Origin of the sequence: Arthrobacter sp. B1I2 (assembly GCF_030816485.1) — a bacterium.
Taxonomy (GTDB): Bacteria; Actinomycetota; Actinomycetes; order Actinomycetales; family Micrococcaceae; genus Arthrobacter.
In genome coordinates, this window is sequence record NZ_JAUSYC010000001.1 from 1,165,846 (window position 1) to 1,190,456 (window position 24,611).

The following is a 24,611-nucleotide window of genomic DNA, read 5'->3' on the forward strand; positions in this document are numbered from 1 at the left end:
GATGAGCCTCACCGAAACGTCCCTCCAGACCTCTGCCACGCCCCTGGGCCGCGACGACCTCGCCCGCCTCGTGGCCAGGGACATCGCCCCCGGGTCCTTCGTGAACCTCGGCATCGGCCAGCCAACCCTGGTGTCCAACTACCTCACCGAGGAACAGAACATCACCCTCCACACGGAGAACGGCATGCTCGGCATGGGCCCGGAGGCCAAGGGGGACCAGATCGACGGCGACCTCATCAACGCCGGCAAGATCCCCGTCACCGAACTCCCGGGTGCGTCCTACTTCCACCACGCCGACTCCTTCGCCATCATGCGCGGCGGGCACCTGGACATCTGCGTCCTGGGCGCCTTCCAGGTCTCGGCCACCGGCGACCTCGCCAACTGGCACACCGGTGCCCCCGGGGCCATCCCCGCGGTGGGCGGTGCTATGGACCTGGCCACCGGCGCCAAGGACGTCTTCGTGATGATGACCCTGCTGACCCGCGAAGGCGCGTCCAAGATCGTGGAGTCCTGCACCTACCCGATCACCGGCGTCGGCTGCGTCACCCGGGTCTACACGGACAAGGCCGTCTTCCTCACCGGCACCGGGGGCGTCACCGTCCGCGAAACCTTCGGCTGCACCCTTGAAGAACTCCAGGAACTCCTACCCGTCCCGCTCAAGGCCGCACCGGCCGCCTAAGGGACGGCCCTAGGATTGGTAACCATGAGCGATGCCGTCCGCACGGACACCCAACCCCCGCAAGCCAGCGACCAGTACGTCCAGTCGCTGGCCCGCGGGCTGGCGGTGATCCGTGCCTTCGATGCTGACCGTCCGGTCATGACGCTCACCGAGGTGGCGGGCCGCACCGGCCTGACCCGCGCCACGGCACGCCGGTTCCTGCACACCCTGGTGGAGCTCGGGTACGTGCGAACCGACGGCAAGACGTTCGCCCTGACGGCCAAGGTCCTGCAGCTGGGGTACGCGTACCTTTCCGGACTGTCCCTGCCGCAACTGGCCCAGCCGCACCTGGAGGAACTGTCCCTCAAACTCGGCGAGTCGACGTCGGCCGCCGTGCTGGACGGCACCGACATCGCCTACATCGCCCGGGTAGCCACGCGCCGGATCATGACGATCGGCATTACCGTGGGGACCCGCTTCCCGGCCTACGCCACCTCCATGGGCCGGGTGCTGCTCGCCCACCTGCCCCCGGCGGAGCTCAAGGCATACCTGGCAGCGGCGGAGATCAAGCCGCTCACGCCTCGGGCCATCGGCACTGTTAAAGAGCTGCTCGCGGTGCTGGACACCGTCCAGGAGCAGGGGTGGTGCCTGCTTGACCAGGAACTGGAGCTGGGCCTGATGTCCGTTGCCGCGCCCGTGTATGACGGATCCAAGGTGGTTGCCGCGGTCAATGTCTCTCTGCAGGCCCAGTCCGTGGACGCCAAACCGGACCGTGAAGCCTACCTGGCGTCAGTGGCGCAGGAGATCGTGGCCACTGCCAAGCTCATCTCAGCAGACCTCACCGCGCGGGGCTAGCGGAACGCAGTATGAGTAACACCTAGGGTGGCTCCTGCATTGCATCCCAAAACGCGGGTACTGCCTACTGGTGCTTCGGTCCCGCCGTCTTCCTAGGCTTCGAAGGCCGGCCCGGCGAATCCCGCCGTGCCGGAACGTGAAGCATGATGAGAGGGAAACTGGGATGCCAATCAGAACTACAGCGATAAAGGTCGGTGCCGGAGCAGCGGTCTTCGCGGGGCTTTTTGCCCTTGCCTCACCCGCGGTTGCAACCGTTACTTTTGATCCCGCCACGGGTGCAGGTTTCGTCGGAAAGGGCGATGTGCAGCTCGTTTACGGATGGAACAACAAGGCCCTGCAGGACAAGGCAGGTGCAGTGGATTTCCGGGTCAACTCAAGCAGTGAAACATCCTGGACCTGCACCAAGGTGGTTGTCCAGGGCAATGATGAGACCCGCGACGTCGTCCAGCAGCGCAACTCCAGCATCACCTTCCAGGGCCTGGTCACCACGGTTGCGCGTGACAACTCCAAGGGCAAGGACGGCCCGGTAACCGGCTTCTACCTTCAGGGCTACGAAAACGGTGCCACGGTGGAAACCTCCGGTCCGGCAGTCGGCAGCTGCCCTGCCGATCCCAGCGGATTCGTCTATGACGACAATGCTGTCACCACGGGGTCCGGTGGAGGCCTGGAGGTCAGCGCGGACGGCACCACCTGGTACCACATCGGGTAGCGCCCTTTGTGGGCAGGGCGTGGTCCCTGAACGTGCGGGGGCGAATCGTTACAGCAACGCCTCGCCCCCGCACTCCCGCAAGGGCAGTGCGGGCCATAGACTCTAGCCAATTACGTGAAGCAGCGCCGCTCCGCGAAGCCTGGCCTTGGAGGATGGATCTGGGGCCTTACCAGCCCGGCAGCGCTGCAGTTATCGTTCTGTGATGGGAGTGGGCGGTGAAACTGGGGATTCCGCGGGAACGCCGGGAGGGTGAACGGCGCGTCGCCGCCACTCCGGATACAGTCAGGCAGCTGGCCGGGATGGGGCTGGAGGTCCTGGTGGAGACCGGGGCAGGGGATGGCGCCGGGCACGCTGACCGGGAATACCAGAACGCGGGGGCCGCCATCGTCCCGGAATTGGACTTCGCTGACCTCGACATCCTGGCCCACGTCCGGCCCCTTGAGCCGAACACCGCCGCGTCCCTGAAAAGGGGAGCGGTCACCGTGGGGCTCGCGTCGCCGTCGTCTGAGCTGCCGGCCGTTCAGGCCCTCGCGGACGCCGGGGTGACCTCCTTCGCCCTGGAACTGGTGCCGCGCATCTCCCGCGCGCAGTCCATGGACGCGCTGACTTCGCAGGCGCTGGTGGCCGGGTACCGCTGCGTGCTGGAGGCGGCAATCCGCCTGCCCCGGTTCTTTCCGCTCTACATGACCGCAGCCGGCACCGTCCCGCCGGCCCGCGTCCTGGTGCTCGGCGCCGGCGTGGCCGGACTGCAGGCCATCGGCACGGCAAAGCGCTTGGGTGCGCGGGTTTTCGCCAACGACATCCGGCCCGCCTCCGCCGACGAGGTCGCCTCAATGGGCGGCACCTTCATCCGGCTGGACCTGGAAACAGCGGAGGCCGCGGGCGGGTACGCCCGCCAGCTCAGTTCCGACGCCGGCACCCGGCAGCGGCAGCTGCTGGCACCGCACGTGGGGCAGTCGGATGTGCTGATTACGACGGCGGCCGTCCCCGGGCGGCCCGCGCCCCTCCTGGTGACCCGCGAGATGGTGCAGGGCATGCGCCCGGGATCGGTGGTCATCGACCTCGCTGCGGAGTCCGGCGGCAACGTGGAAGGATCGGTGCCGGGCCAGGACATCCCGGTTCCCACCGCCGATGGAACCGGATACATCACCCTGGTCGGCCTGAAGGACCCGGCCTCGGCGATGGCCTCGGACGCCTCCCGCCTGTACGCCAAGAACGTGGCCAACCTGCTGGCGCTGCTGGTCCGTCTGGATGATGCCGGTGGCAGCGCGCTGACCCTGGATTTCGGCGACGAAGTAGTGGCCGGAGCCTGCCTGACCCATGACGGCGCTGTGCGGCACCGGCCCACAGCTGAACTGCTGGCCGCCCGGACAGCTGCCGCGCAGCCCGCCGCAGCCGCGGCCCGGCAGGAAGGAGCGCTCTGATGGACGGAACAGCCCTGCTGACCATTACGGTACTGGCGGTGTTCGTCGGCTTCGAGGTGGTGTCCAAGGTTTCAAGCACCCTGCACACGCCGTTGATGTCCGGCGCGAACGCCATCCACGGCATCATCCTGGTGGGCGCCATCATCGTGGCGGGCCAGGCAGCAGACCCGTGGGTCCTGGCGGTGGCGCTGCTCGCCGTCGTCCTTGCCACGGCCAACCTGGTGGGCGGGTTCGTGGTGACGGACCGGATGCTGCACATGTTCCATGCCAAAAAGGCTGCAGTGCGGCCCAGGGCAGGCGGCAAATGAATCTCCTCGACCCCGTCTGGACCTCGCTGCTCTATCTCGCCGCGGCGGTCTGCTTCATCCTGGCCCTGCGCGGGCTCAGTTCACCCCGCACGGCCCGGCGCGGAAACCTGATCGGCGCGCTCGGCGCCCTGATCGCCGTCGTCACCGTGTTCCTGTCTGCCCGGCTGGAGAACATTCCCTGGATTTTGGCCGCCATCGCGGTTGGCTCCATGGTGGCGGCACCCGTGGCCCGCCGCGTGAAGATGACGCAGATGCCGCAGCTGGTGGCCCTGTTCAACGGCGTGGGCGGCGGCGCGGCAGCCCTGGTGGCCCTGCTGGAACTGGGCCATGCGGACATTCCCTGGGTCCGCGTGGCCATCGTTTTCACGCTCCTGGTGGGGGCCGTTTCCTTTGCCGGCTCGGGCATCACCTTCGCCAAGCTGCAGGAACTGATGACCACCCGGCCCGTGGTGTTCCCCGGGCTCCCTCTGGTCATGTCCGTGGTGCTGCTCGCCGCGGTGGCCGCCGGCGTGGCCGTGGTCCTCACTGGGTCGCTGCCCCTTGCGGTCCTGCTGCTGCTCCTGGGCCTGGCCGCCGGTGTCCTGCTGGTGCTGCCCGTGGGCGGCGCCGACGTGCCCATTGTCATCTCGCTGCTGAACGCCTTCACCGGCCTGGCCGTGGCGGCGTCCGGCCTGGTGCTGGGCAATGTGCTGCTGGTGGTGGCCGGCACCCTGGTGGGAGCCTCGGGCACCATCCTCACCCGGGCCATGGCCGCGGCCATGGGCCGGAGCGTGACGGGCATCCTGTTCGGGGCTTTCCGGGGAGGTTCGACGGCGGGATCCACCGCCGTGAGCGAGCGTCCCGTCCGTTCGTCCTCGGCCGAGGACGTGGCAGTGCTCTTGGGCTACGCGCAGCGGGTGATCATCGTCCCCGGGTACGGCCTGGCGGTGGCCCAGGGCCAGCACACCGCCGCCGAACTGGCGCTGGCCCTGGAAGCCCGCGGCATCGAGGTGGATTTCGCCATCCATCCGGTGGCCGGCCGCATGCCGGGGCACATGAACGTGCTCCTGGCCGAGGCCAACGTGCCGTACGAGTCCCTCAAGGAGATGGGGGAGATCAATCCCGAGTTCAAGACGGCGGACGTGGCGCTGGTGGTGGGCGCCAATGACGTGGTGAACCCAGCCGCCAAGACCTCCTCCGGCTCACCGATTTATGGCATGCCCATCCTTGAGGTGGCGGAGGCCAGGCAGGTGGTGTTCCTGAAGCGGTCCATGCGCCCGGGGTTCGCCGGGATCGAAAACGACCTGCTGTATGAACCGCAGACTTCGCTGCTCTTCGGCGACGCCAAGGAATCCCTGGCCCAGGTGCTGGGCGCGGTCAAGGCCCTGTAGGCGCCGAACGGCCCCCGGTGCGGGTTACCCTTCTCTCAGAAGCTTGCTTTCCATCCGCCATCAGAGGACCCCATGACTGACAACAGTTCCACTTCCCCCAAACGTGCCGCCATCATCGTCAATCCTGCCAAGCCGGTGGATATCGACGTGCGGGGCCTGGTGGCCAAACACTGCGTGGAAAACGGCTGGGGCGAGGCCATCTGGCTGGAGACCACCAAGGAGGATCCGGGCGTGGGCCAGGCGAAGGAAGCGCTGGCCCAGGGCGCGGACATCGTGATCGCGGCCGGCGGCGACGGCACCGTGCGGTGCGTCGCCGAGGTCCTTGCCGGCGGGGACACCCCCATGGGCCTGCTTCCCCTGGGAACCGGCAACCTGCTGGCGCGCAACCTGGGCATGGACGTGACCGACTACGACGGTGCCATGGCCGGGGCACTGATCGGCACGGAGCGGAAGATCGACGTGGTCCGCGCCCGCCGCAGCGATCCGGAGAAGGAGCAGCTCTTCCTGGTCATGGCCGGCTTGGGCTACGACGCCACCATCATGGCGGACACCAACGAGGACCTGAAGGACAAGGTGGGCTGGCTGGCCTACGTGGACGCCGGGATCCGGAACCTGCCCGGCAAGCCGATCAAGGCAACCGTGGCGATCGACGGCAAGGCCGTGGTGCACCGGGGCGTCCGCAGCGTGATGGTGGGCAACTGCGGCAAGGTCCAGGGCGGCCTGGAGATCTTCCCTGACGCCAAGATGGACGACGGCCTGCTGGACATCGCGGTCCTGGCGCCCCACCACGGCAAGCTGGGTTGGCTCTCCGTAGTGGCGGGGATGATCGGCAAGGGCCGCGGCAAGGACACCGCCGTGGAGTACTTCCAGGGCAAGACAGTCGAAATCACGCTGGAGCACAAGGACGACTACCAGCTGGACGGCGACCACGAGGGCCGGGGCAAGCACGTGCTCATGACCATGGAGCCCGGTGCCCTGACCCTGCGGATGTAGCAGCCCTGCGGATGGAGGTTCGCTACCCCAGCAGCCGCCCCCAACGGGGCTCCAGCAGCGCCGCGTCCACCAGTTTCAGGGCATGCCAGAGGGTGACCGCCACCGAATCCAGGACCGGAACACCTGTCGCTTCTTCGATTTCGGTGGTGATGTTGGCCCCGTAAAGGTTGGTGCAGAGGTAGACGAGCGCGTCGGGTGCTTCGGCCGCGAGTTCCAGGGAGCCGGGCCGCATCTCGTCGTCGGTGACGCGGGCAAAGGACTCGTTGTCGCTCAGGCCCAGTGCCCGGTGGTCCACAGTCTTAATGCCTTCGTTCTCGTAGGACGCGATGACCCGGTGGTTCACGTCCTCTGTGTAGGGGGTGAAGAGACCGATGCGTTGGGTGCCGAAGGTTCGGAACGCTTCCAGGTACGCCAGCGTGGAGGTGGTGGCCGGGATGCCGGTGGCGCCGGTGATCTCTCCGGCCAGTTCCTGGTCGTGTGCCGAACCCAGCCACGAGCCTGATGTCCCGTTCCACGCAATCACATCCACGTCCGCCGTCGCCAGCAGCTGTGCCGCCTCCCGCATCACGGCGGGGTCGAACTGGCGGTCCGAGGAGTCATCGAGGGCGATGCGCGTGACGGGGATCCGGGTGAAGTGCACCGTGACGTCCGTCCGGACGCCCAGGATGCGGTACGTCTGAGGTTCGAGGCAGGTGTTGGAGGATGGCACGATCATGCCGATCCGGCGGGGGCGGGTGGTGGCAGGCATGGGACTCCTAGAGGGCGGCGGCGGGCAGCTGGGAGGCTTCGGCGGCAGCTCCTTGGTGCTGCCGGAAGCCGTTTCGGTTGATGAAGCGGCCCACCGCGCCGGGGTCGTGGAAGCCGTCCGCGTCCAGGACCACCCGCCCGTTGGAAACCACGACGGCGGGCCAGCCCGTGAGTGCCTTCCCGTCGAATGGTGAGAAATCCGTCCCCATGTGCAGGGCTGCGCCGTTCACCGTGCGTTCCTCGGCGGGGTCGAAAACCACCAGGTCGGCGTCGAACCCCTCGGAGATGCTCCCCTTGCCGGGAACGGCGTTGATCCGTGCGGGTTCGGCGGAGAAGGCGCTGACGAACTGCTCTACCGTTGCCCCGGCCGAGGTCATCGCCGTGAAGGTGACCGGCATGCGCGTCTCCACGCCGGGGAGTCCGTGCGGCATGGCGCGCACGTCATCAGTGCGCTCGCGCTTCTGGGACAAGTCGTAGCAGGAATGGTCTGAGGACATCGTGTGGATGGCTCCGGACACCAGCCGCTCCTTGAGGGCGGCCACCGTTTCAGCGCTGCGCATGGGCGGGCAGCAGGCGTACCACTCGGGGAACGTGGAGGCGTAGACGGTGTCGTCCAGCGTGACGTAGTGCGGGCAGGTTTCGGAGTACGCCTGGAGCCCCCGGTCCCGCGCCTGCGACACCAGGTCCACGGCGCCGGGCGTGGACTGGTGGACGAAATAGACCGGTGCACCCGTGTATTCGGCCATGGCCAAGGTTTCCTTCACGGAGATCTCCTCGGCCAGTTCCGGCCGGGTGCGGTGCAGGTGCTCGATGCCGATCCGGCCGTCCTGGGCGTGCTGTTCGGTGCAGTCGGCAATGATGGAATCGTGCTCGGCGTGGATGTAGGCCAGGCCGTCCAGCCGGACCATTTCCCGCATCACCTTCAGGATGGTGTCTCCGTCAGCCATGGTGGTGCCGCGGTTGGTGGTGTACATCTTTACCGAGCGGACGCCTTCAGCGGCAAGCTGCTCGAGCTGCCAGGGGACAGTTTCGTCCCAGCTGATGACCGCCCCGTGGAGGGCGACATCGCAGCGGGACCCGGTGGCGAGTTCCTTCTTATGCAGGACGGCGGCGAGCGGTGTTTCCTGGGCGTCGCGGGGGATGCCAAAGTCAATGATGGTGGTGGTTCCGCCCCACAGCGCCGCGGTGGACGTGGTCCGGTAGTCGTCAAGGGTACGGAAGCGTCCGGTCACCTGGGCCACGTGGCAGTGTCCGTCAACTCCGCCCGGGATCACGAGTTTGCCCGTGGCGTCGATGGTGCGGTCCGCGGAAGGGACCGGCTGGGCGGCGTCGACAAGGGCTGCGATCCGGCCGTCAGAAACCACGATGTGCGCTTCCTGGCGGCCGGTACTGTTGACGACGGTGGCGTTGGCGATGACAAGGTCTGGCTGGTGGGACATCGGTGTCCTCCTGGGTTGGTGAGTGGTGGCTTAGGCAGCGGGCTGCGGGGTTACTGCGTGCTCCTGGCGGGCGGCAAGGGCGGCGTCCAGGCTGCCTGGCAGGCCCTTGCGGTTCTTGGCCGGGGGCGGGGCAAAGGCACCGGCGCGGTGCGTTCCGGACTGCAGCGCGGCCACCGTCTCCGCCATGCGGATGCCGGCGGAGATGCCGTCCACAACAGGGACGGGGATCTGCCCCCTGAGTTCACGAGCCAGCCCCGCCAACGGGGCGCCGGCAAGGATCACGACGTCGGCGCCGTCCTCGGTGACGGCCTGCCGGCTGAGTGCCAGCAGCGTTTCCTTGAAGTCCTGCTGGACGGAGGCGATGCTGTTGAGGGAGTCATTGATGGAGCGGATCGAGGCCAGCCGGCCAGCCAGGCCGAAGCGCTCCACGCACTCGCGGTACCAGGGTTTGATGCGGTCCGAGATGGCGATGATGGAGAAGCGGTGGCCCTGCAGCGCCGCTGCGCACAGCGCGGCCTCGGTAATGCCGATGACCGGTACGTCCGCCAGTTCCTTGAGGGCCGGCATGCCGGGGTCGCCGAAGGCTGCCACCACGACGGCATCGACCGGGTCTGCGCCGGGGCGGGTGTGTTCGGCGATGATTTCGGCCACGGCACCGGCGGCGATGAGGGACTCGAAACGCGTCTCGATGTATTCCACGCCGTGGCCGGCCGTACGCACCAGCAGTTCGGTGCCGGGAGCGGCGGATCGGAGCGCCTCGGATTCGATCAGTGCTGTGACATCCGCACTGATGTTGGGGTTGATGACCAGAATTTTCATTTTCTCTTCCGGTGGAATTCTTGTTCGGTTTTCTGGAAGTCCTCGGGAAACTGTTCCCGGTACTTGCCGATGTGGGATGCTGACTGGGCTGCTGCCCTGTCCGGGTCACCGCTGGCGATTGCGGCATAGAGTTCGCGGTGTTCACGGATGAGTTCGGGCAGGTCGGCCACATGCCGGAACAGCCAGTGCATCCGGCCCTGGAGGGGTTCCAGGGCGGACTTGAGGAAGTTGTTGTCCGCGATGCCGGTGATGGCGTCGTGGAATTCGCTGTTGGAGCGGTGTGCCTCCACCACCGCCCCCTTGGCCAGGAAGGCCTCGGCGTTGTCCAGCAGCCCTTTGAGGTAGGCCAGGTCCTCATCGGTGGCCCGCTTGGCGGCGAGCCGGCAAGCCAGGACTTCCAGGGACTGGCGGACGTCGAAGAGGTCCTCCACGTCCTTGGGGCTGAGGCTGCTCACCTCGGCCCCGCGGGCGCCGCGGTCGCTGATGAGGCCTTCCTGGCGGAGCATGCGCAGGGCCTCGCGCACCGGCAGCCGGGATACGGAGAATTCGGCGGCCAGGTCGCGCTCCACCAGCCGCGTGCCGGGAGCATAGTGTCCTTCGAAAATCCGGGTGCGGAGGGTGTCCCGGACAGTCTCCCGGAGCGGGCGTTCCTTGTCCTGGGTCTCTTCTGCGGTCAGCATGATGCTCCATTCGGATTTTGTGCGGGCACAGCCCCCGGCTGCGGGGGCGTCGGTTGCAAGTTTCCCTGCGAGGGTCAGCTTAGACAGGAAGCCGTTTGTTGTAGTTCAAGGTAAGGACGGAGGCGCCCATAATTACCGCCGAACCCACGAAGTACAGCAGCGCCCAGGTGTAGGAGCCCGTGGCCCCGACGATCAGGCCGACCGCGATCGGGGTGACGAACCCGGAGATGTTGCCGCTGAAGTTCATGGCGCCCCCCAGGACGCCCGCGTTGGTGCGGCCGCCGAGGATGGAGGGGATGCTCCAGAACAGGCCCACCCAGCGCAGGAAGAACATGACAAGGGAGAGCAGGACCACTGCGGTGGTGGGGTCCGGGACCACGGTGACGCCCACCAGGCCACCGATCACCACGGCGCTGGAGATGCCCAGGAGGGTGCGCATTACCCGGTTGGCTGAGGCGCCGGACGCACGCCACTTGTCCGCAATGGTGCCCCCAAGAATTTCACCTACGAAGCCGGCACCGAAGATGACGAAGGTGGACCAGCCGATGGTCTTCAGGTCGAAGCCCTTGGCCTGGGCCAGGTACAGCGGACCCCAGGTCAGCAGACCATAGAAGACGCCGTTGAAGCCCAGCCAGCCCAGGCACATGGCCCAGAAGGAGCGGAATTTGAGGTAGGGGAGCAGCGCGCGCTTGCCCTTGCTGCCGTCGAGTTCGGCTTCGGCATCCTCGGCTGCGTGCGACGCTTCAATGTACTCGGCTTCGGCGGCGTTGACACCGCGGTGTTGCCGCGGGTTGTCCCGGACGTACCACCAGACGGCCAGGCCCATCAGGACTGTTGCAGCGCCGGCGATGACGAACGAACTGCGCCAGCTGCCCGTGGCGGCGATAAGGCCGGCGATGAGGATGCCGCCAAGGCCTGCACCCAGCGGGGCGCCGGCGTCCAAAATGGTGGCGCCGCGGCCGCGCTCCGACTTGTGCATCCAGATGGCGTTGAGCTTGCCGCCGGCGGGCATGACGCCTGCTTCAGTCACACCGATGCCGAGGCGGGCGATAAACATGCTCAGGAAGCCTCCGGCCATGCCCGACGCGGCCGTTGCCGCGCCCCAGCCGACACAGGAGGCGGTCATCACCTTGCGGGGACCGAACTTGTCGATCAGCAGGCCCACAGGGATCTGCATCAGGGCGTAGGTCCAGAAGAAGGCGGACAGCAGCAGCCCAACCAGCTCGGGCGCCAGGTTGAATTCCTTTTGGATGATGGGCAGCGCCACGGAGATGGATCCGCGGTCGATGTAGTTGACGGCAACCAGGACGAGCAGGAGCAGGAACATTTTCCAGCGGACGGCAGTGCGCCGTTGCGTGCCGCCCTTTCCGGCTTGTTCGGTGGTCAGGGGTGTGGCCTCGTCGGACGTGGCCGTTGTTTCAGTATTTGGGATGGACACAGCTTCTCCTTTGCGGGGAAGTTTACGGATGGGGAGGGAAAGGAAGGTGCGTGGAGCCCGACCGGCAGGGCAGCTGGCCTGCCGTGCGGAGGGAGCGGTCCGCTGGACGATCCGGAGCGTCCAGCGTGAGGATCCGGTTTGGGATCCCAATTTGGGATCCCAAAATCAAAGGTAGAAGTGACTCCCGCCACTGTCAAGGGTTTCTTCTGCCGGGGCAGCACACAGGTCCTGCAAACGGATTGTGACTGCCCGTAGTCCCCTATGAGGGTGCGCCCGCCAGCCGGTAGGACATGATTTCGGCCAGCTCCGCCAGCCGGTGGGCCCGTGCGGATTCGGCCGGAGTGAACGGCTCACCCGGCCGGGAGAAGGTGATGGGGCCGTGCCATGCGGTGGGGATCTTAAGGTGCGTGCCGTCGTCGGACGCTTTGGAGCCGGGGTCCGACGACGGCACAATCCGCGCGTGCAGCAGCTCGGCCACCGCCAGGGGCAGTTCGTCCGGGGCGGCAGCGATCCTCGCTGCCAGGCTGAGCGCCCTGGTCTGCCCGTCAGCCATGGCCAAAGCGGTGGTGGGCCAGGCGTGCGGACTGCTGCCGCCGCCGTCGTGAAGTGCCGCCAGCAGCTCGCGCTCGCCTACGTCCCCGGGGACCGACAGGACAAACTCATCCAGGACGCCGCCCGGCACCGGGTGGACATGGATGCTCAGGATGTTGGTGTCCAGCCGGGCCAGCGCCCCGGTGATCCGCTGCAGCGCACCGGGCTGGTCCCGGAGCAGTGTCCGCGCCCGCCACAGGGACGGTGCCGCCGCAAGCTGGCGGCGGTGCCGCAGGGCCGGGGCGTGCAGCCAGCGCAGCAGGATCCGGGCCGCCGATGGCTCGGCCACCCAGATGACCAGGACCGTCGCCGTGAGGGTCAGCACCAGCACCTTGGCCACATAGGGAAGGTGCGTCTCCACCACCAGGGCGTGGACCAGCAGTTCGATGGGCAGCATCACGGCGATGTTGGCCAGGGTCAGCCGCGTCTTGGGCGGCTCGGGCATCAGGCCGCAGACCTCGCAGCGCAGTTCAGCAGCGGGCGTGTTGTGTGGAGGTCGCTTCATGACTCAAGCATTGTGGGGTGCTGTTTCCGCCGGATTGCCTCCTGATTCCATTCATGGGAACGTGCCGGGTGGTTTCCGGGGCCTGCACCGTAGGATTTATCAGGAACGTCAGCGCGGCCGCCCGTGAGAATCCACTCCCAGGAAACCGCAGGAAGGCGCTGCCCGTGAAGATGTTCGCTGAAATGTTCAGCATTGACCCCGGCAACAAGGACCACCACCCCGCGTTCAGGTGTGCCGTGGGCGTCTTCGTCCCCCTGATCACGCTGGTGCTGCTCGGCAGGCTGGACCTGGCAATCTTCGCGTCCTTCGGCGCCTTCACCGGGATTTACGGCCGCGGTGAACCGCACGCCGTCCGGTTTGTGCTGCAGCTGCGGGCCGGGCTGCTGATGCTGCTGGTCATGTTTCTGGCGGCGCTCGCGGCCCGGATGGGTCCCGCCTGGGGCCTGGATGCTGCTGCCCACACCTGGCTGCTGGTCCTGGCCACCACGCTGGTGGCGGGAGCCTGTTCCGTTGCCATCTCCTGGCTTCGACTGCGCCCTGCGGGTTCGCTCTTCCACATCTTCGCGTTCGCTGCCATCGCATCCATTCCCAACCAGCCGCCGCTCTGGCAGGGCATGCTGGTGGCCGCCCTCACCACACTCTTCTGCCTGCTGGTGGGTTTCTCGTCCCGGATCCTTCCCAGCCACCGCACGCCCTGGACCAGGCCTCCGCGCATCCGGCGCACTCCCGCGGAGAAGCGCACGGCCTGGCTTGAGGGCCTCGGCTACCTGGTGGCCGCGGGCCTTGCCGGAACGCTGGCCACGTGGGCGGGGGAGCGCCTGGGGTTCGGGCACAACTACTGGGCCATGGTGGCTGCCGTGGTGCCGCTGGTGGGCCATACCACCAGGCACCGGGTCCGCCGCGGCATCCAAAGGATCATCGGCACGGTCCTGGGCCTGCTGGTCCTGGCCGCCGTGCTGCTGGTGGGCCTGCAACCGTGGCAAACAGTCCTGGTGATGGCGCTGTGCCAGTTCGGCGCCGAGATGTTCATCATCCGCCAGTACCTGCTGGCCCAGGTCTTCGTGACACCCCTGGCCCTGGTTTCAACACTGCTGGTGGTCCCGGCCTCCCCGTCCATCCTGCTGCGCGACCGCATCATCGAGACCGTGATCGGTGCCGCCGTCGGCATTGCCGTTGTGCTGGCTCCGGGCGCGTGGCGCCGCGTCAGGCAGCGGATCCAACAGCAGGGCACGACGGCGGCCTGACCGCCTTTTCGGGCGACGCGCCGGGACTGGCTGGAAAGCGGACCCGCTATCCCCGTTCCGGAGGGGCTTCGGCGGCTGCGGGACGGATGGCGTGCGGAACCGTCATAAGCGCTGCCACGGCGATAGCGGCAGCGGCAGCGAAGACATAGAAACCCCAGGGGTAAGCGATGTTGGCAGCAACCAGCGTTCCCGTGACGGCAGGGCCCACGATGGCGCCAAGCCGGCCTACTCCGGCTGCGAATCCCAGGGCAGTAGCACGGAGGGTTGCCGGGAACAGCTGGCTGACCCATGCGTAGACAAGCACCTGCGCGCTGAACACAAAGACGCCGGTGACGAAGACTGCCGCGTTGAGCAGCAGTTCACTTTGGATCTTGACGCTCAGGACAGCCAGGAAGACGGCAGAGAGCCCAAACCACAGCAGCACCACCCGTTTGGTGCCGTGCTTGTCAGCCAGGATCCCGGCAATCACCAGCCCGGCCACAGCCCCGACGTTGAGGACCAGCAAGAGCACCAGGCCCGTGCTGACCGTGTACCCGGCGCCAGCCATCAGCTGCGGAAGCCAGGTGTTCAGTCCGTAGACCAGGAGCAGGCCCATGAAGGAAGCTGCCGCGATGGCCAGCGCCACCAGGGGATAGGGCTTCCGCGCCAGCTCCCGGAAGCCTGTGCGGGCGGCAGCTGCCTCCTGCCCTTCCCCGGCTGAAGGGAGGGTTTCCGGGAGCTTGAACCACAGGAAGGGTGCAAGGGCAAAGCCTGCGAGGCCGCCCACTATGAACATCATCCGCCAGTCCGGAACCAGAAGCAGGGCCAGGAATGCCGTGGCCACCGCGCCGGCGTGGTAGCCGGTCATGGTCCTGGTGGTCGACTTTCCGGCGGCGCCTGCCGGGGCATAGTCGTTCATGTAGGCCAGTGCGGCCGGCAGGCAGGCACCCAGCCCCAGTCCGGCGAGAAGCCGGAAGGCGCAGAACACGGCAACGTTGGGTGCGAACACCACGGCAATAGTGAAGAGCGAAAACCACAGGACGCAGGCCACAAGAAGCCGGCGCCGGCCAAAGCGGTCAGACAAAGGGGCAATGAAGAGCGCGCCGGCACCAACGCCAACCAGGGAAATTGTTGCGGCATATGTCGCACCAAGGGCGTCGAAGCCCAGCTCATGGGTCTTGATCAGGGTTGGGATGACGGTGCCCAAAACCACCAAATCGAAGCCGTCGAGGACCATCGCCAGCCAGCAGAGCCAGACCGGCCATTTCGAACGGTGCTGATGTGGCGTGATTGACATAGAAATACCTCGGCGTATCTTCCAGAGAGTTTGTGGGGCTGGCTGCTTTGCCCCCCGGATCCGGCCGCGGCGGCCAGGACCCCGGTGAGATTTGTATCACCAGGGCGTGTAATCTGGGACATCTTCCCCCATTGAACGGAAGGATGTGGCGGTGGCGAACTCGAGCTCGGGTGATTCGGTGGTGGACCGGATCGTGCGTTTGATCTCCGCCTTCCCCCCGGACGTCAGCGCCCTGCAGCTCAGTGACCTTGCGGGTCGGGCCGGCCTTCCGCTGACCACTACCCACCGGCTGGTGAGCCAGCTTGCCGGGCACGGGCTGCTGGAAACCGCTCCCGGTGGGATGGTGCGCCCGGGGCTCCGGCTGTGGGAACTGGTGAACCGCGCCTCGCCCGCGCTGGCGCTCCGGCAGGCGGCCATGCCCTTCATGGAGGACATCCAGCAGGTCCTGAACCAGAACGTAAACCTGGCCGTCCTGGACGGCTGGGAGGCGCTCTTCGTTGAGCGGCTGTCCCGGCGGGGATCAGTGGCCAACCGCGCCCAGGTGGCGGGCAGGATGCCCATCCATATCTCGTCTGCCGGACTGGCGCTGATGGCCCACCAGGACAAGGCGCTTCAGCAGGCGTACCTGGGCCAGTTCAGCGACCCCGACGGGAAGCTGGTTAAGAACGACGTCCGGGCGCTACTGGCCGAGACCTCGCGGCAGGGCTTTGCGCAGCTGAAAGGGGTGGTGGACCCCGATACGTGGGGAATCGCGGTTCCGGTGCTGGACCGGCAACAGCACGCTGTGGCGTCGCTGGGCGTGGTGGTTCCCCTGCAGGAGATGCGCCTGCAGGCGCTGGTTCCGGCGTTGCAGACGGCGGCCCGTGGCATTGCCCGGAGGTTGGCCGAGGCCTGACGTTCTCTCCGCAGCGTCCATTCAACGGAATTGATGTAACCGCAGTCACCTGCCGCGGCGCACACTGGGAGCCAGACCCACCGATTCCGGCACCGCGAACAGCGGGCCCCGCAACGAAGCGAGACGCAGTCATGGCACGAAAAGTCATCACCACCCAGGTGGCCATCATGGGAGGCGGTCCGGCAGGGCTGATGCTCTCCCATCTCCTGGCGAAGGCGGGCATCGAGTCCACGGTGGTCGAAGTCCGCAGCCACGAGGAAATCTCCCACACTGTACGCGCCGGCATCCTGGAGCACGGCACGGTAAACCTGCTCGTGGACAGCGGCGTCTCGGACAGGGTGCTGCGCGATGGCGACCGGCATGACGGCATCGAGCTGCGCTTTAACGGCGAAAGCCACCGCGTGGACTTCAAGGACCTCGTGGGGGAATCGGTGTGGCTGTACCCGCAGACGGACGTGTTCCTGGACCTCGCGGCCCGAAGGAAGGACGACGGGGGCGACGTCCGCTACAGCGTCACCGACACCTCCGTCCATGATCTGGAGGGCAAGCCGAAAGCCTGGTTCACCGATGCCGACGGCGTGGAGTTCGAGATCCAGGCCGACTTCCTGGTGGGCGCAGACGGCTCCCGCAGCCACTGCCGATTCCAGATCCCGGAAGCCCACCGCAAGTGGTATTTCCACGAATACCCCTTCGCCTGGTTCGGCATCCTGGCCCAGGCGCCGCGCAGTTCCGACGAACTGATCTACGCCAACTCGGCCAACGGCTTCGCCCTGATCAGCCAGCGCACCGAAACCGTGCAGCGGATGTACTTCCAGTGCGACCCCAAGGAAAACGTCGCCGAGTGGGATGACGACCGGATCTGGGCCGAGTTCCGGAGCCGCGTCAACGGCAACGGCTTCGAGCTCAATGAGGGCCCGGTCCTGGAAAAGATGGTGCTGCCGTTCCGCAGCTTCGTCCACACTCCCATGCGCCACGGCAACCTCTTCCTGGCCGGAGACGCCGCCCACACCGTGCCGCCCACCGGCGCCAAGGGCCTCAACCTCGCGATCAACGATGTCAAGGTCCTCTTCGAGGGACTGGACAGCCACTACAACTCCGGCTCCGAGCGGCTCCTGGAGACCTACAGCGACCGCGCCCTGGACCGGGTGTGGAAGGCGCAGCAGTTCTCCTACTGGATGACCACCATGCTGCACACCCCCGCCGACGCGGACGATTTCTCCCGCGCCCGCCAGCTCGGTGAACTGAATTCCGTGGTCTCCTCCCGGCACGGCATGGCCTACCTGGCCGAGGCATACACGGGCTGGCCCGCCGCCTCCTAAAACATGGAGTACGACGGCGGGTGGTCAAGGCGGGTCAGGGGCCCAGCAGGCGCCGGATAGCCCCTGCGATGACCTTAGGGTCAGGATTGTCCGCACTCCTCACGGTGAGCAGGTGCAGCAGGAGGCCGTCGCCGTAGTCCGCCACGTCCCGGGCGCGTGCCTCCGCATCCGCCACCCCTAAAGCCGTCAGCGCCCGGCTTAGGCCGTCAACCAGAAGGTGATGGCCGGCGGTGACTGCCTCGGGGTGGTCCAGGGAAAGGGCCAGCCGCGCCCGGGTGAGGCCTGCATGCTGCCGTGCCAGCGCGAGCACCAGGGCGGCCAGTTGGCCTGCCAGCTGGTCGATGTCCTGCGGTGGCCCGGCCGGGCCGGTGTCCTGCAGGAGCTCAGCGTCCAGCTGCAACAGGCGGTCCAGCACCGCCTCCACCAGGGCGGCCCGGTTCCGGTAATAGTTGGACGTGGTGCCTTGGGGGAGTGCTGCGGCGGCATCCACTGCCCGGTGGGTGAGGCCTTTCATCCCCTTCTCCGCCACTACAGCCAATGCGGCATCAAGGAGCTGGGTGCGTCTGTCGGGCATGGCCACAGTCTAATGAAACCCCTTCCACTTCACTACAAAAGTAGTAAAATCTGTGGCATGGAAGTTGTCTCGATCGTTGGCGGCGGCATCGCCGGGCTTGCGCTGGCGGCCTGCCTCGAGCCGGACCGCTTTCAGGTGACCGTCTACGAGAAACGGCCGGACCTGCCCACGGTCGGCACCGTGCTCGGCATGTGGCCCAATGCCCAGCGCGCGCTGGCGCGGGTGGGGATCCTTGCCCAGGCCAGGGCCGTAAGCCCCGTGATCGGCAGCGGTTCCATCCGCAACGGCGCGGGCGAACCGTGGGTCACGGTCAACGGCGGAGAGTTGTTCGGGATTTCCCGGGTGGACTTGTTGCGGCTCCTTGATTCTGCCGTCCCTGACACTGTCCGCCGGGTCACAAGGCACCTCCACGAATTGCCGGGTGGTGAGGGCCTGCTGGTGGGCGCCGATGGCGTGCACAGCCTGGTCCGCCGCGAGGTGTGGGGTGCTGCCACGAATGCCCGGCTCACATCCTGCCTCGCCGTCCGCGGCACCATTCCGGCACCCGTCAATCCCGACGAGGTAGGGGAGTACTGGGGCCGGGGGGATCTGTTCGGCATCGCCGCCTCGGCGGGCGGCACCAACTGGTATGCGAGCTGGCGTTCGGACCTTGGCCCCACGGCGATCGACGTGAAACAGGCCCTGGACCAGGCCCGGCTGCGTTTCTCGGGCCACGCCCCCGCCATCCGGCAGGTCCTTGCAGCCGCTGTTCCCGGGCTTTCGCTCGCCCAGCGGATCTGGACCACTCCGCCGTTGCGGTCCTACGTGCGCGGCAGCGCGGTGTTGGTGGGCGACGCGGCCCACGCCATGACGCCCAACCTCGGCAGGGGTGCCTGCGAATCACTGGTGGATGCCGTCACCCTCGCGGATCTGTTGAACAGCCTTCCGCAGGAGAAGGCGCTTGCCGCCTATAACAGGCAGCGGCGGCTGCGGACCCGTGCCCTGAGCCTGGGGTCGGCGGCGCTGATGCGCGTGGCGCTGGCTGAAAACGCCCAGCCGCTGCGTGACCGCCTGCTCAACCTGGCCCGACGGCGGAACGAACGCGCCGCCGTCGGCACCGGCTCCAACAGCTAATCAGCGCACGGCAGCGGCCGGACGCGTGGCATCGTCTTCACCCGGCGCCTGTGCGGCGGGACCTCCGGGGCCGGGGACCTGCGGGGCGGGGGTTACCTCGGTCAGGCGCTTCCTGGCCCGGCGCCGCCCGGACCTGCCGTAGACCAGGTACATTGTCACGCCGGTGATGATCATGAGGAGCACCGTGTAAACGAACGTATTCGCGATGCCCTCAGTGCCGTCCGCGCCATCCGTGTTGGCCTTGATCACCAGGCCCAGCGGCTGAACCAGCGGGTGTGCCAGGAAGATGGCCGTGTCATAGTCATCCAGCAGGCTGTTGAAGTTCAGGGCCGTAATGGCTGCTGCCGCAGGCAGTACCAGTGGCAGGAGGATGCGCCGGAAGACGTACAGCGTCTTGGCGCCCATGATGGCAGCAGCCTCCTCCAGGGAAGAATTCACGGACGCAAAGGACGCTTTGAGCATCCGGAGTGTGAACGGAATTTTCACCGTGACGAATGCGATGAGCAGGATCACCGTTGTTCCGGTGAGCACGGCACCGCCCACCAGCGGGTTCGGGTGGTCGTAGCTGACGATCAGCCCCAAGGCCAGCAGCGCAGACGGCAGGATCCAAGGGATGTGCAGCAGGTACTCGAATGCCGAGGCCAGCCAGTTCTTGTATTTCTGCAGGAGCCTGGCCACGAAGAGCAGCCCGCCGACGGCGATGACGGCCGCCAAGGCGCTGTACACAATGCTGACGATAAAAGGACGGAGCCCGGACTGCTGGGTGAGGACGCGGACGTAGTTGTCCAGCGTCAGGTTGGCCGGCGAGAGTTGCCCGGTCTGGATGGCCGCGCCGTCGGCAAACGAGTAAAGGACGATCAACACCACCGGGAGCGTGTAGATGGCAAACAGGAGATATGCCATGGCATGTACGGCCATGTTGGCTACGGGGTTTGTAATGTCCTGCTTCTGCAGCTCAGAGGACACCTTGGACACCGAGAAGTAGGTGCCGCCCTTCTCCAGCCGGGACATGACGGCGAGCATCAGCATGGTGGCCAGGCCCAGGATCACGGCCAGCAGCGCCGCGAGGTCCCTGGAGGTGGGGCTGTTGGTGAAGGTCAGGATCATCGGTGTGATGGTCTGGAAGTCGCGGCCCCCCAGCACCTGCGGGGCGCTCAGAGCCCCCAGGCCGGTCAGGAACGACAGGATGGTGACGGCGAACAGGGTTGGCTTGAGCATGGGCAGGACGATGCGCCGAAGGATGGTCCAGGTGGAGGCGCCAAGGTTCCGTGCGGCCTCGATGGTCTGGTAGTCGATGCCCTTGAGCGCGTTCGCGACGAACAGCATGTGGTTGGTGGTGGTGGCGAAGGTCATGACCACCAGGACGGCGAAAAACCCGGAGAACCAGCCCGGGTCCATTCCGGGGATCAGCTTGACCAGCAGCGAGGTGACTATGCCCTTGTCGCCGTAAATGAATTTGTACCCCGCGGCCAGCACGATGCCGCCATAGATGAAGGTGGAAGCGTACCCCAAGAAGAGGATGCGCGAGCCGCGGATCCGGAAGTAGTGCGTGACCAGGACGATGAAGACGCCCACCAGGTTGACGGTGACGGACAGCGCCGCGGCCAGGAGGAAGCTGTTGCCCAATGCCTTCATGGCCCGCTGTGAGGAGAACAGCTTCTCCGCGGCGCGGCCCGAAAAGCTCCCGTCGGGAAAGAAGGTGGCAATCAGGATGTTGACGTTGGGCCATACCAGGAACGCGGCAATAAACCAGGTGAGGACGGCGCCCACCACCAGGACGAAGGGTGACCGGGCCATGCTGCGCACTGTGGTGTTGGCGCTCATGGCCTGGCAACCGCCTGGTCCTGGCGCAGCGAGGCACCAGTTCCCGGATGGTACTGGAGGACGTGGTCAGCCTGCACGTAGACCGTTGTGTTCGTGCCCGCCGCCGGGTGCGTGCCGCCGTCCTCCCGGACCAGGAGGCGGATGTCCGCGCCATGGCTGCTGACCACGTAGCGGCTGTGCAGGCCATGATAGGTGCGCGAAACCACGGTGGCGGGAAGCCCGACGGCGGTGCCTCCGTCAGCGGGCCTGTTCAGGGAGGCTTTTTCCACGCGAAGGTAGGACCTGGCGTCTGTGCTGAGGCCTGCCCCCGAGAGCCGGTTCACCTCCGAAACAAATTCCGGCGTCAGCGTGGAGCTGTCGCCAATGAAATTACAGACAAACTCCGTGGCCGCATTGTCGTAAATGTCCTGGGGCGTCCCAACTTGCTCAATGACGCCCTTGTTGAACACGGCGACGCGGTCACTCATGGCAAGTGCCTCGTCCTGGTCGTGGGTGACATATACGGTGGTGATCCCGAACTCGCTTTGCAGGTCCTTGAGCTGCTGGCGCAGCTGGTGGCGAAGCTTGGCGTCAAGGTTGGACAAGGGCTCGTCCAGCAGCAGGATCTTGGGCCGCAGCACCAGTGCGCGTGCAACAGCCACCCGCTGCTGCTGGCCGCCGGACAGCTCGGCAACGTTCTTCGCCAGTTGCTCATTGCTGAGCTCCACACGCCGTGCAATGTCCCGCACAAGGCGGTCGCTGTCTGCAGGTTTTTCCTTCCTTACCCGGAGCCCGAAGGCGATGTTCTCCCAGACGCTCATGCTTGGGAACAATGCGTAGTTCTGGAACACCATGCCCACCTGCCGCTTGTCACTTGGGAGGCGGGTGACATCCTTTCCATCCACACGGACCTTGCCCCTGGCCGGCTGGATGAAGCCGGCCAGGGTGCGTAGCGCCGTTGTCTTTCCACAGCCGGAGGGCCCCAGGAGGGTGAAAAACTCACCGGGGCGGACATGCAGGTCCAGATGCGGGATGGCGGTGAAATCGCCAAAGGTAACTTCAATGTTTTCCAAGCGGATCATGGCATACCTGTCTGGTGGAACGCGGGAACGGCGGCTGGCAGGGCGGGCTACGTCATGTATTCAAGCTCGATCTTCTCCACCCACGCGCCCATGTTCTTCTGGACGAAGTCCCAGTCGATGTCCTGCTGCTTGAGGTCTGCAAAGAAGCCCACCACCTCCGGGTTGGCCTTTGCCTGGGCGCCCTTGTTAACCGGCATGGAGTTGAACTGCTGCGCGAACTCGCCCTGGACCTCTGCGCTGCCAAACCAGTCAATGAATTTCTGCGCCTGCTCCTTTTTCTTGGTGCCCTTCACCAGGGCTATCTGCTCCACGGCCAGTGGGACCCCCACGGCAGGGATGACTGTGTCAACGTTCACCTTGAAGGACTTTTCACGCTCGGCAATGATCGAGGACGGCATCTGGCCCATGTCCACCTCGCCCGACGCGATGCGGGCAAACAGGTCGGTCTTGGCCACGGCGGGACTGCCGTTTTTGAAGTACTGCTCAACCTGCTGCCAACCGTCATCGGAGATCCCCAGATCGCCGGAGTCGTCCCGGTAGCGGGAGAGGATGCCGGCAAAAACCAACTGCGCTGTGGCCGTGCCCAGGCCGGTGACCCGTTCATAGCGGGTCTTGAACTCGTCCTTGGTCCACAGGTCCGTCCAGTCCTTTGGTGCGGCGTCCTTGTCGAACTTGTCCGAGTTGTAGCCAAGCAGGATTGCCTGTTTCACCAGGGGCCAGTACGTTTCCCCGTCAGCAAGGCCCTTGTCCACCTCGCCCGCCCACGCTGGCTGGTAGGCCTCCAATGCTCCCTCGTTCTTAATCTGGGAGAAGTACATGTTGTTCAGGCCGAATGCGACGTCGGCGATGGGGTTGTTCTTTTCCGCAATGAGTTTGTTGGTGGCGTCGGCGCCACCGGCCCCCACAATCTCAATCTTGAACCCGGCAGCGGCCGCCTTGGTGGCCAGCCAATCGCCCCGGCCCTCACCGTTGGAGTTGGTGTAGAGAACCAGGGTGTCCCCGGATGCACCTGCCGGCGCTCCGGAGGATTCCCCGGATGAAGTTGGTGGCGTGGAACCACCACCGCATCCGGCGAGGAGGGTGACGGCGACGGCGGCGGCAACCAGGGTCTGCAATTTACGCACGATCAGGACTCATTTCTGGACTGGAATCGGAGCATGTCCGCACAGCCTATAGCCGGGCAGGACAAAAACCGGGCTGTTATAGCTATCGATTCGATAAACAGCCCGGCTGCTCACTTTGGACCAGTTGGGGAAACGGGTGGTGCCCTCGGCGTGAACCGGGGGCGAACGTTAGTCCTTGGCCGCGGTTGCGCTCAGGTGGTGGGTGGGGATCCGGTCCCGGTCGTACGTGATTTGGGTGTAGCCGAGCGGCTCCGGCTTGCCGTCCTGGCTAATTAGCTGACGGGACTGCGAGGCCCTGGAGTGTGACGGCCCAAGGGCTGGTGCTAGGCCATGGCGGTTTGGGCGGCGCTGCGCGCGTTGATGCTCTTCGCGTAGCAATACGAATGCTCCACCCCGATATAGGGGCCGAAGTTCGGGATCGGCTCGAATCCTGAATTCTCGTAGAAGTTCCGGCCGTCCGGCTGGGCTGATCCGGCCTCCGCCTTGATGCGGGTAATGCCCTTGCTGAAGGCCTCCGCTTCCAGGGCCGCCAGGATGGAGCTGGCCACCCCCGAGCCGCGGGTGTAAGGCAGGACGTAGAGGCGCTTGATTTCGGCCGTAGGTGCGTCAAGGAGCCGCAGGCCGCCGCAGCCCACGGGCTGCCCCGACCCCTTGTCATAAGCCACGAGGAACACTGCACAGTCGGCGCCCGACGGCGGCGGGCCGGGTTCGTGGTCAGGCCGGCCAAAGCGGGCGTCGAGTTCGGCCTGCTGCGCGCGGCGAAGGTCGGCGCCCACGGGGTTGGACCAGGAGACCTGTCGGATGTTCAGCCTGGGGTTGGTCTGTATGTCTGCCTCGATTCGCCGGAGGGGTATGCCAGATAAGGCTAGGCGCGAGGGGTTACGGAGGTGTTTCCTTGCGGTAAGCACCTGGATAACGTGGCAGCGCGCGCTTACAGCAAGTTTCTTGTCCGTCTAGTTACAAGCTGGTCTAAAATAATTCCATGGCTTCTACGGGCAACGAGGGATCCGGCTACTGGTACGGGCCTGACGGGCAACTCGACTACAGCGCGGCGGTGTTGAAGTCGCTCCGGGATTACCGCACGGCCGAGACGGAAATGCGCCGCAGCACCAGGGACTCAATGGGCATGGGCGAAACCGATATCCTCGCCCTTCGGTACCTGCTCCGGGTCCAGGCGTCTGGCAAGCGGGTAGTCCCTAAAGACCTCAGCCGATTCCTCAATATTACTAGTGCCTCAACCACCTCACTGATCGACCGGTTGGTGGCCAGTGGTCACGTCCGCCGCGAAGCGCACCCTTCCGATCGCCGTTCCGTCGTGGTGGTACCCACTGCCGAATCCGACAAGGAAGTCCGCGAGACCCTTGGCGCAATGCATAGCCGGATGATGAGGGTCGCGGAAGGCCTCTCCGCTGACGAGGCGCGGGTTGTGGTCGATTTCCTCCAGCGGATGACCCGGGCGCTGCAGTCCCCGGAGGCGGAAGAAACGATAATTCACTAGGTGTACTAGCTAGATAGCCTAGTTATATGTATGCTTACGATTGTTTCCAAAGTTGCTTCCCAACGGAGTCGTGAGTGTGTTGGTTACCTTCACCGAAGTTTCACCGCCTGATCCCCCCGCGTCCGGGACAGCCCTGAAAAGCGATCT

Annotated in this window: 24 protein-coding genes; 12 read left to right on the forward strand and 12 right to left on the reverse strand. The window is 66.1% G+C overall.

Annotated elements, in window-relative coordinates:
* Position 1: 1 nt before the first annotated feature.
* From QFZ57_RS05460 to QFZ57_RS05490, 7 genes are all read left to right on the forward strand, one after another.
* Positions 2 to 679 (forward strand): 3-oxoacid CoA-transferase subunit B, encoded by a 678-nt coding sequence (locus tag QFZ57_RS05460; protein WP_306898582.1) that lies wholly within the window; start codon positions 2 to 4, stop codon positions 677 to 679.
* A gap of 24 nt (positions 680 to 703) precedes the next feature.
* Positions 704 to 1,513 (forward strand): IclR family transcriptional regulator domain-containing protein, encoded by an 810-nt coding sequence (locus tag QFZ57_RS05465; RefSeq protein ID WP_306898584.1) that lies wholly within the window; start codon positions 704 to 706, stop codon positions 1,511 to 1,513.
* A gap of 163 nt (positions 1,514 to 1,676) precedes the next feature.
* Positions 1,677 to 2,222 (forward strand): hypothetical protein, encoded by a 546-nt coding sequence (locus tag QFZ57_RS05470; protein ID WP_306898586.1) that lies wholly within the window; start codon positions 1,677 to 1,679, stop codon positions 2,220 to 2,222.
* A 215-nt stretch (positions 2,223 to 2,437) separates the two neighbouring features.
* Positions 2,438 to 3,646: a Re/Si-specific NAD(P)(+) transhydrogenase subunit alpha gene (locus QFZ57_RS05475; RefSeq protein ID WP_306898588.1), complete on the forward strand. Its 1,209-nt coding sequence runs from the start codon at positions 2,438 to 2,440 to the stop codon at positions 3,644 to 3,646.
* Positions 3,646 to 3,954: an NAD(P) transhydrogenase subunit alpha gene (locus tag QFZ57_RS05480; protein ID WP_306629428.1), complete on the forward strand. Its 309-nt coding sequence runs from the start codon at positions 3,646 to 3,648 to the stop codon at positions 3,952 to 3,954. Before QFZ57_RS05475 ends, QFZ57_RS05480 begins: the two co-directional genes overlap by 1 nt.
* The gene (locus QFZ57_RS05485; RefSeq protein ID WP_306898590.1) at positions 3,951 to 5,324 is read left to right on the forward strand and encodes an NAD(P)(+) transhydrogenase (Re/Si-specific) subunit beta; all 1,374 of its coding nucleotides are present in this window, start codon (positions 3,951 to 3,953) and stop codon (positions 5,322 to 5,324) included. Before QFZ57_RS05480 ends, QFZ57_RS05485 begins: the two co-directional genes overlap by 4 nt.
* 72 nt (positions 5,325 to 5,396) lie before the next feature.
* Positions 5,397 to 6,317: a diacylglycerol/lipid kinase family protein gene (locus tag QFZ57_RS05490; RefSeq protein WP_306629430.1), complete on the forward strand. Its 921-nt coding sequence runs from the start codon at positions 5,397 to 5,399 to the stop codon at positions 6,315 to 6,317.
* A 22-nt stretch (positions 6,318 to 6,339) separates the two neighbouring features.
* Here QFZ57_RS05490 and QFZ57_RS05495 read toward each other — a convergent pair whose 3' ends face one another.
* From QFZ57_RS05495 to QFZ57_RS05520, 6 genes are all read right to left on the reverse strand, one after another.
* Positions 6,340 to 7,065: a maleate cis-trans isomerase family protein gene (locus QFZ57_RS05495; RefSeq protein ID WP_306898593.1), complete on the reverse strand. Its 726-nt coding sequence runs from the start codon at positions 7,063 to 7,065 to the stop codon at positions 6,340 to 6,342.
* Positions 7,066 to 7,072: 7 nt separating this feature from the next.
* Positions 7,073 to 8,503, reverse strand: coding sequence for an amidohydrolase family protein (locus QFZ57_RS05500; RefSeq protein WP_306898594.1), 1,431 nt, complete (start codon positions 8,501 to 8,503; stop codon positions 7,073 to 7,075).
* 30 nt (positions 8,504 to 8,533) lie between these two features.
* Positions 8,534 to 9,322, reverse strand: a complete 789-nt coding sequence (locus QFZ57_RS05505) for an aspartate/glutamate racemase family protein (RefSeq protein ID WP_306898596.1) — start codon at positions 9,320 to 9,322, stop codon at positions 8,534 to 8,536.
* Entirely contained in the window at positions 9,319 to 10,002 is a 684-nt protein-coding gene (locus QFZ57_RS05510; protein ID WP_306898599.1) for a GntR family transcriptional regulator, read from the reverse strand. The genes QFZ57_RS05505 and QFZ57_RS05510 overlap by 4 nt, the downstream gene beginning before the upstream one ends.
* Before the next feature lie 79 nt (positions 10,003 to 10,081).
* Positions 10,082 to 11,440, reverse strand: a complete 1,359-nt coding sequence (locus tag QFZ57_RS05515) for an MFS transporter (protein WP_306898601.1) — start codon at positions 11,438 to 11,440, stop codon at positions 10,082 to 10,084.
* A gap of 259 nt (positions 11,441 to 11,699) precedes the next feature.
* Positions 11,700 to 12,536, reverse strand: a complete 837-nt coding sequence (locus QFZ57_RS05520) for an ACT domain-containing protein (RefSeq protein WP_306898603.1) — start codon at positions 12,534 to 12,536, stop codon at positions 11,700 to 11,702.
* Between the two features lie 164 nt (positions 12,537 to 12,700).
* Between QFZ57_RS05520 and QFZ57_RS05525 the strand changes: the two genes are divergently transcribed.
* Positions 12,701 to 13,780: an FUSC family protein gene (locus QFZ57_RS05525; RefSeq protein WP_306898604.1), complete on the forward strand. Its 1,080-nt coding sequence runs from the start codon at positions 12,701 to 12,703 to the stop codon at positions 13,778 to 13,780.
* A 46-nt stretch (positions 13,781 to 13,826) separates the two neighbouring features.
* On the opposite strand, the gene QFZ57_RS05530 is transcribed toward QFZ57_RS05525, so the two are convergent.
* The gene (locus tag QFZ57_RS05530) at positions 13,827 to 15,056 is read right to left on the reverse strand and encodes an MFS transporter (RefSeq protein ID WP_306898606.1); all 1,230 of its coding nucleotides are present in this window, start codon (positions 15,054 to 15,056) and stop codon (positions 13,827 to 13,829) included.
* Between the two features lie 151 nt (positions 15,057 to 15,207).
* Between QFZ57_RS05530 and QFZ57_RS05535 the strand changes: the two genes are divergently transcribed.
* The gene (locus QFZ57_RS05535; protein ID WP_306629434.1) at positions 15,208 to 15,951 is read left to right on the forward strand and encodes an IclR family transcriptional regulator; all 744 of its coding nucleotides are present in this window, start codon (positions 15,208 to 15,210) and stop codon (positions 15,949 to 15,951) included.
* A gap of 131 nt (positions 15,952 to 16,082) precedes the next feature.
* Positions 16,083 to 17,270 carry a 4-hydroxybenzoate 3-monooxygenase gene (locus tag QFZ57_RS05540; RefSeq protein ID WP_306629435.1) on the forward strand — a complete coding sequence of 396 codons (1,188 nt, stop codon included), beginning with the start codon at positions 16,083 to 16,085 and terminating at the stop codon, positions 17,268 to 17,270.
* Positions 17,271 to 17,304: 34 nt separating this feature from the next.
* Here the strand turns inward: QFZ57_RS05540 and QFZ57_RS05545 are convergent, their stop codons facing one another.
* Positions 17,305 to 17,844: a TetR/AcrR family transcriptional regulator gene (locus QFZ57_RS05545; protein WP_306629436.1), complete on the reverse strand. Its 540-nt coding sequence runs from the start codon at positions 17,842 to 17,844 to the stop codon at positions 17,305 to 17,307.
* 57 nt (positions 17,845 to 17,901) lie between these two features.
* Here QFZ57_RS05545 and QFZ57_RS05550 point away from each other — a divergent pair, with 57 nt between their 5' ends.
* Positions 17,902 to 18,957, forward strand: a complete 1,056-nt coding sequence (locus QFZ57_RS05550) for an FAD-dependent monooxygenase (RefSeq protein WP_306898609.1) — start codon at positions 17,902 to 17,904, stop codon at positions 18,955 to 18,957.
* Here QFZ57_RS05550 and QFZ57_RS05555 read toward each other — a convergent pair whose 3' ends face one another.
* The 4 genes from QFZ57_RS05555 to QFZ57_RS05570 all read right to left on the reverse strand — a co-directional run bounded on the left by QFZ57_RS05555 (position 18,958) and on the right by QFZ57_RS05570 (position 23,793).
* Positions 18,958 to 20,781 (reverse strand): ABC transporter permease, encoded by a 1,824-nt coding sequence (locus QFZ57_RS05555; RefSeq protein WP_306629438.1) that lies wholly within the window; start codon positions 20,779 to 20,781, stop codon positions 18,958 to 18,960.
* Entirely contained in the window at positions 20,778 to 21,842 is a 1,065-nt protein-coding gene (locus QFZ57_RS05560) for an ABC transporter ATP-binding protein (RefSeq protein ID WP_306898612.1), read from the reverse strand. Before QFZ57_RS05560 ends, QFZ57_RS05555 begins: the two co-directional genes overlap by 4 nt.
* Positions 21,843 to 21,889: 47 nt before the next feature.
* Complete coding sequence (locus tag QFZ57_RS05565; protein WP_306629440.1) at positions 21,890 to 22,966, reverse strand: extracellular solute-binding protein; 1,077 nt, start codon at positions 22,964 to 22,966, stop codon at positions 21,890 to 21,892.
* Positions 22,967 to 23,289: 323 nt separating this feature from the next.
* Positions 23,290 to 23,793, reverse strand: coding sequence for a GNAT family N-acetyltransferase (locus tag QFZ57_RS05570; protein ID WP_306629441.1), 504 nt, complete (start codon positions 23,791 to 23,793; stop codon positions 23,290 to 23,292).
* A gap of 155 nt (positions 23,794 to 23,948) precedes the next feature.
* On the opposite strand from QFZ57_RS05570, the gene QFZ57_RS05575 reads away from it, so the two are divergent.
* Positions 23,949 to 24,464, forward strand: coding sequence for a MarR family winged helix-turn-helix transcriptional regulator (locus tag QFZ57_RS05575; protein WP_306898615.1), 516 nt, complete (start codon positions 23,949 to 23,951; stop codon positions 24,462 to 24,464).
* Positions 24,465 to 24,611: the final 147 nt, after the last annotated feature.

Coding starts and splice junctions, on each gene's coding strand:
- QFZ57_RS05460 (WP_306898582.1), top strand. CDS start 2: ATGAGCCTCACCGAAACGTCCCTCCAGACCTCTGCCACGCCCCTGGGC.
- QFZ57_RS05465 (WP_306898584.1), top strand. CDS start 704: ATGAGCGATGCCGTCCGCACGGACACCCAACCCCCGCAAGCCAGCGAC.
- QFZ57_RS05470 (WP_306898586.1), top strand. CDS start 1,677: ATGCCAATCAGAACTACAGCGATAAAGGTCGGTGCCGGAGCAGCGGTC.
- QFZ57_RS05480 (WP_306629428.1), top strand. CDS start 3,646: ATGGACGGAACAGCCCTGCTGACCATTACGGTACTGGCGGTGTTCGTC.
- QFZ57_RS05485 (WP_306898590.1), top strand. CDS start 3,951: ATGAATCTCCTCGACCCCGTCTGGACCTCGCTGCTCTATCTCGCCGCG.
- QFZ57_RS05490 (WP_306629430.1), top strand. CDS start 5,397: ATGACTGACAACAGTTCCACTTCCCCCAAACGTGCCGCCATCATCGTC.
- QFZ57_RS05495 (WP_306898593.1), bottom strand. CDS start 7,065: ATGCCTGCCACCACCCGCCCCCGCCGGATCGGCATGATCGTGCCATCC.
- QFZ57_RS05500 (WP_306898594.1), bottom strand. CDS start 8,503: ATGTCCCACCAGCCAGACCTTGTCATCGCCAACGCCACCGTCGTCAAC.
- QFZ57_RS05505 (WP_306898596.1), bottom strand. CDS start 9,322: ATGAAAATTCTGGTCATCAACCCCAACATCAGTGCGGATGTCACAGCA.
- QFZ57_RS05510 (WP_306898599.1), bottom strand. CDS start 10,002: ATGCTGACCGCAGAAGAGACCCAGGACAAGGAACGCCCGCTCCGGGAG.
- QFZ57_RS05520 (WP_306898603.1), bottom strand. CDS start 12,536: ATGAAGCGACCTCCACACAACACGCCCGCTGCTGAACTGCGCTGCGAG.
- QFZ57_RS05530 (WP_306898606.1), bottom strand. CDS start 15,056: ATGTCAATCACGCCACATCAGCACCGTTCGAAATGGCCGGTCTGGCTC.
- QFZ57_RS05540 (WP_306629435.1), top strand. CDS start 16,083: ATGGCACGAAAAGTCATCACCACCCAGGTGGCCATCATGGGAGGCGGT.
- QFZ57_RS05545 (WP_306629436.1), bottom strand. CDS start 17,844: ATGCCCGACAGACGCACCCAGCTCCTTGATGCCGCATTGGCTGTAGTG.
- QFZ57_RS05550 (WP_306898609.1), top strand. CDS start 17,902: ATGGAAGTTGTCTCGATCGTTGGCGGCGGCATCGCCGGGCTTGCGCTG.
- QFZ57_RS05555 (WP_306629438.1), bottom strand. CDS start 20,781: ATGAGCGCCAACACCACAGTGCGCAGCATGGCCCGGTCACCCTTCGTC.
- QFZ57_RS05560 (WP_306898612.1), bottom strand. CDS start 21,842: ATGATCCGCTTGGAAAACATTGAAGTTACCTTTGGCGATTTCACCGCC.
- QFZ57_RS05575 (WP_306898615.1), top strand. CDS start 23,949: ATGGCTTCTACGGGCAACGAGGGATCCGGCTACTGGTACGGGCCTGAC.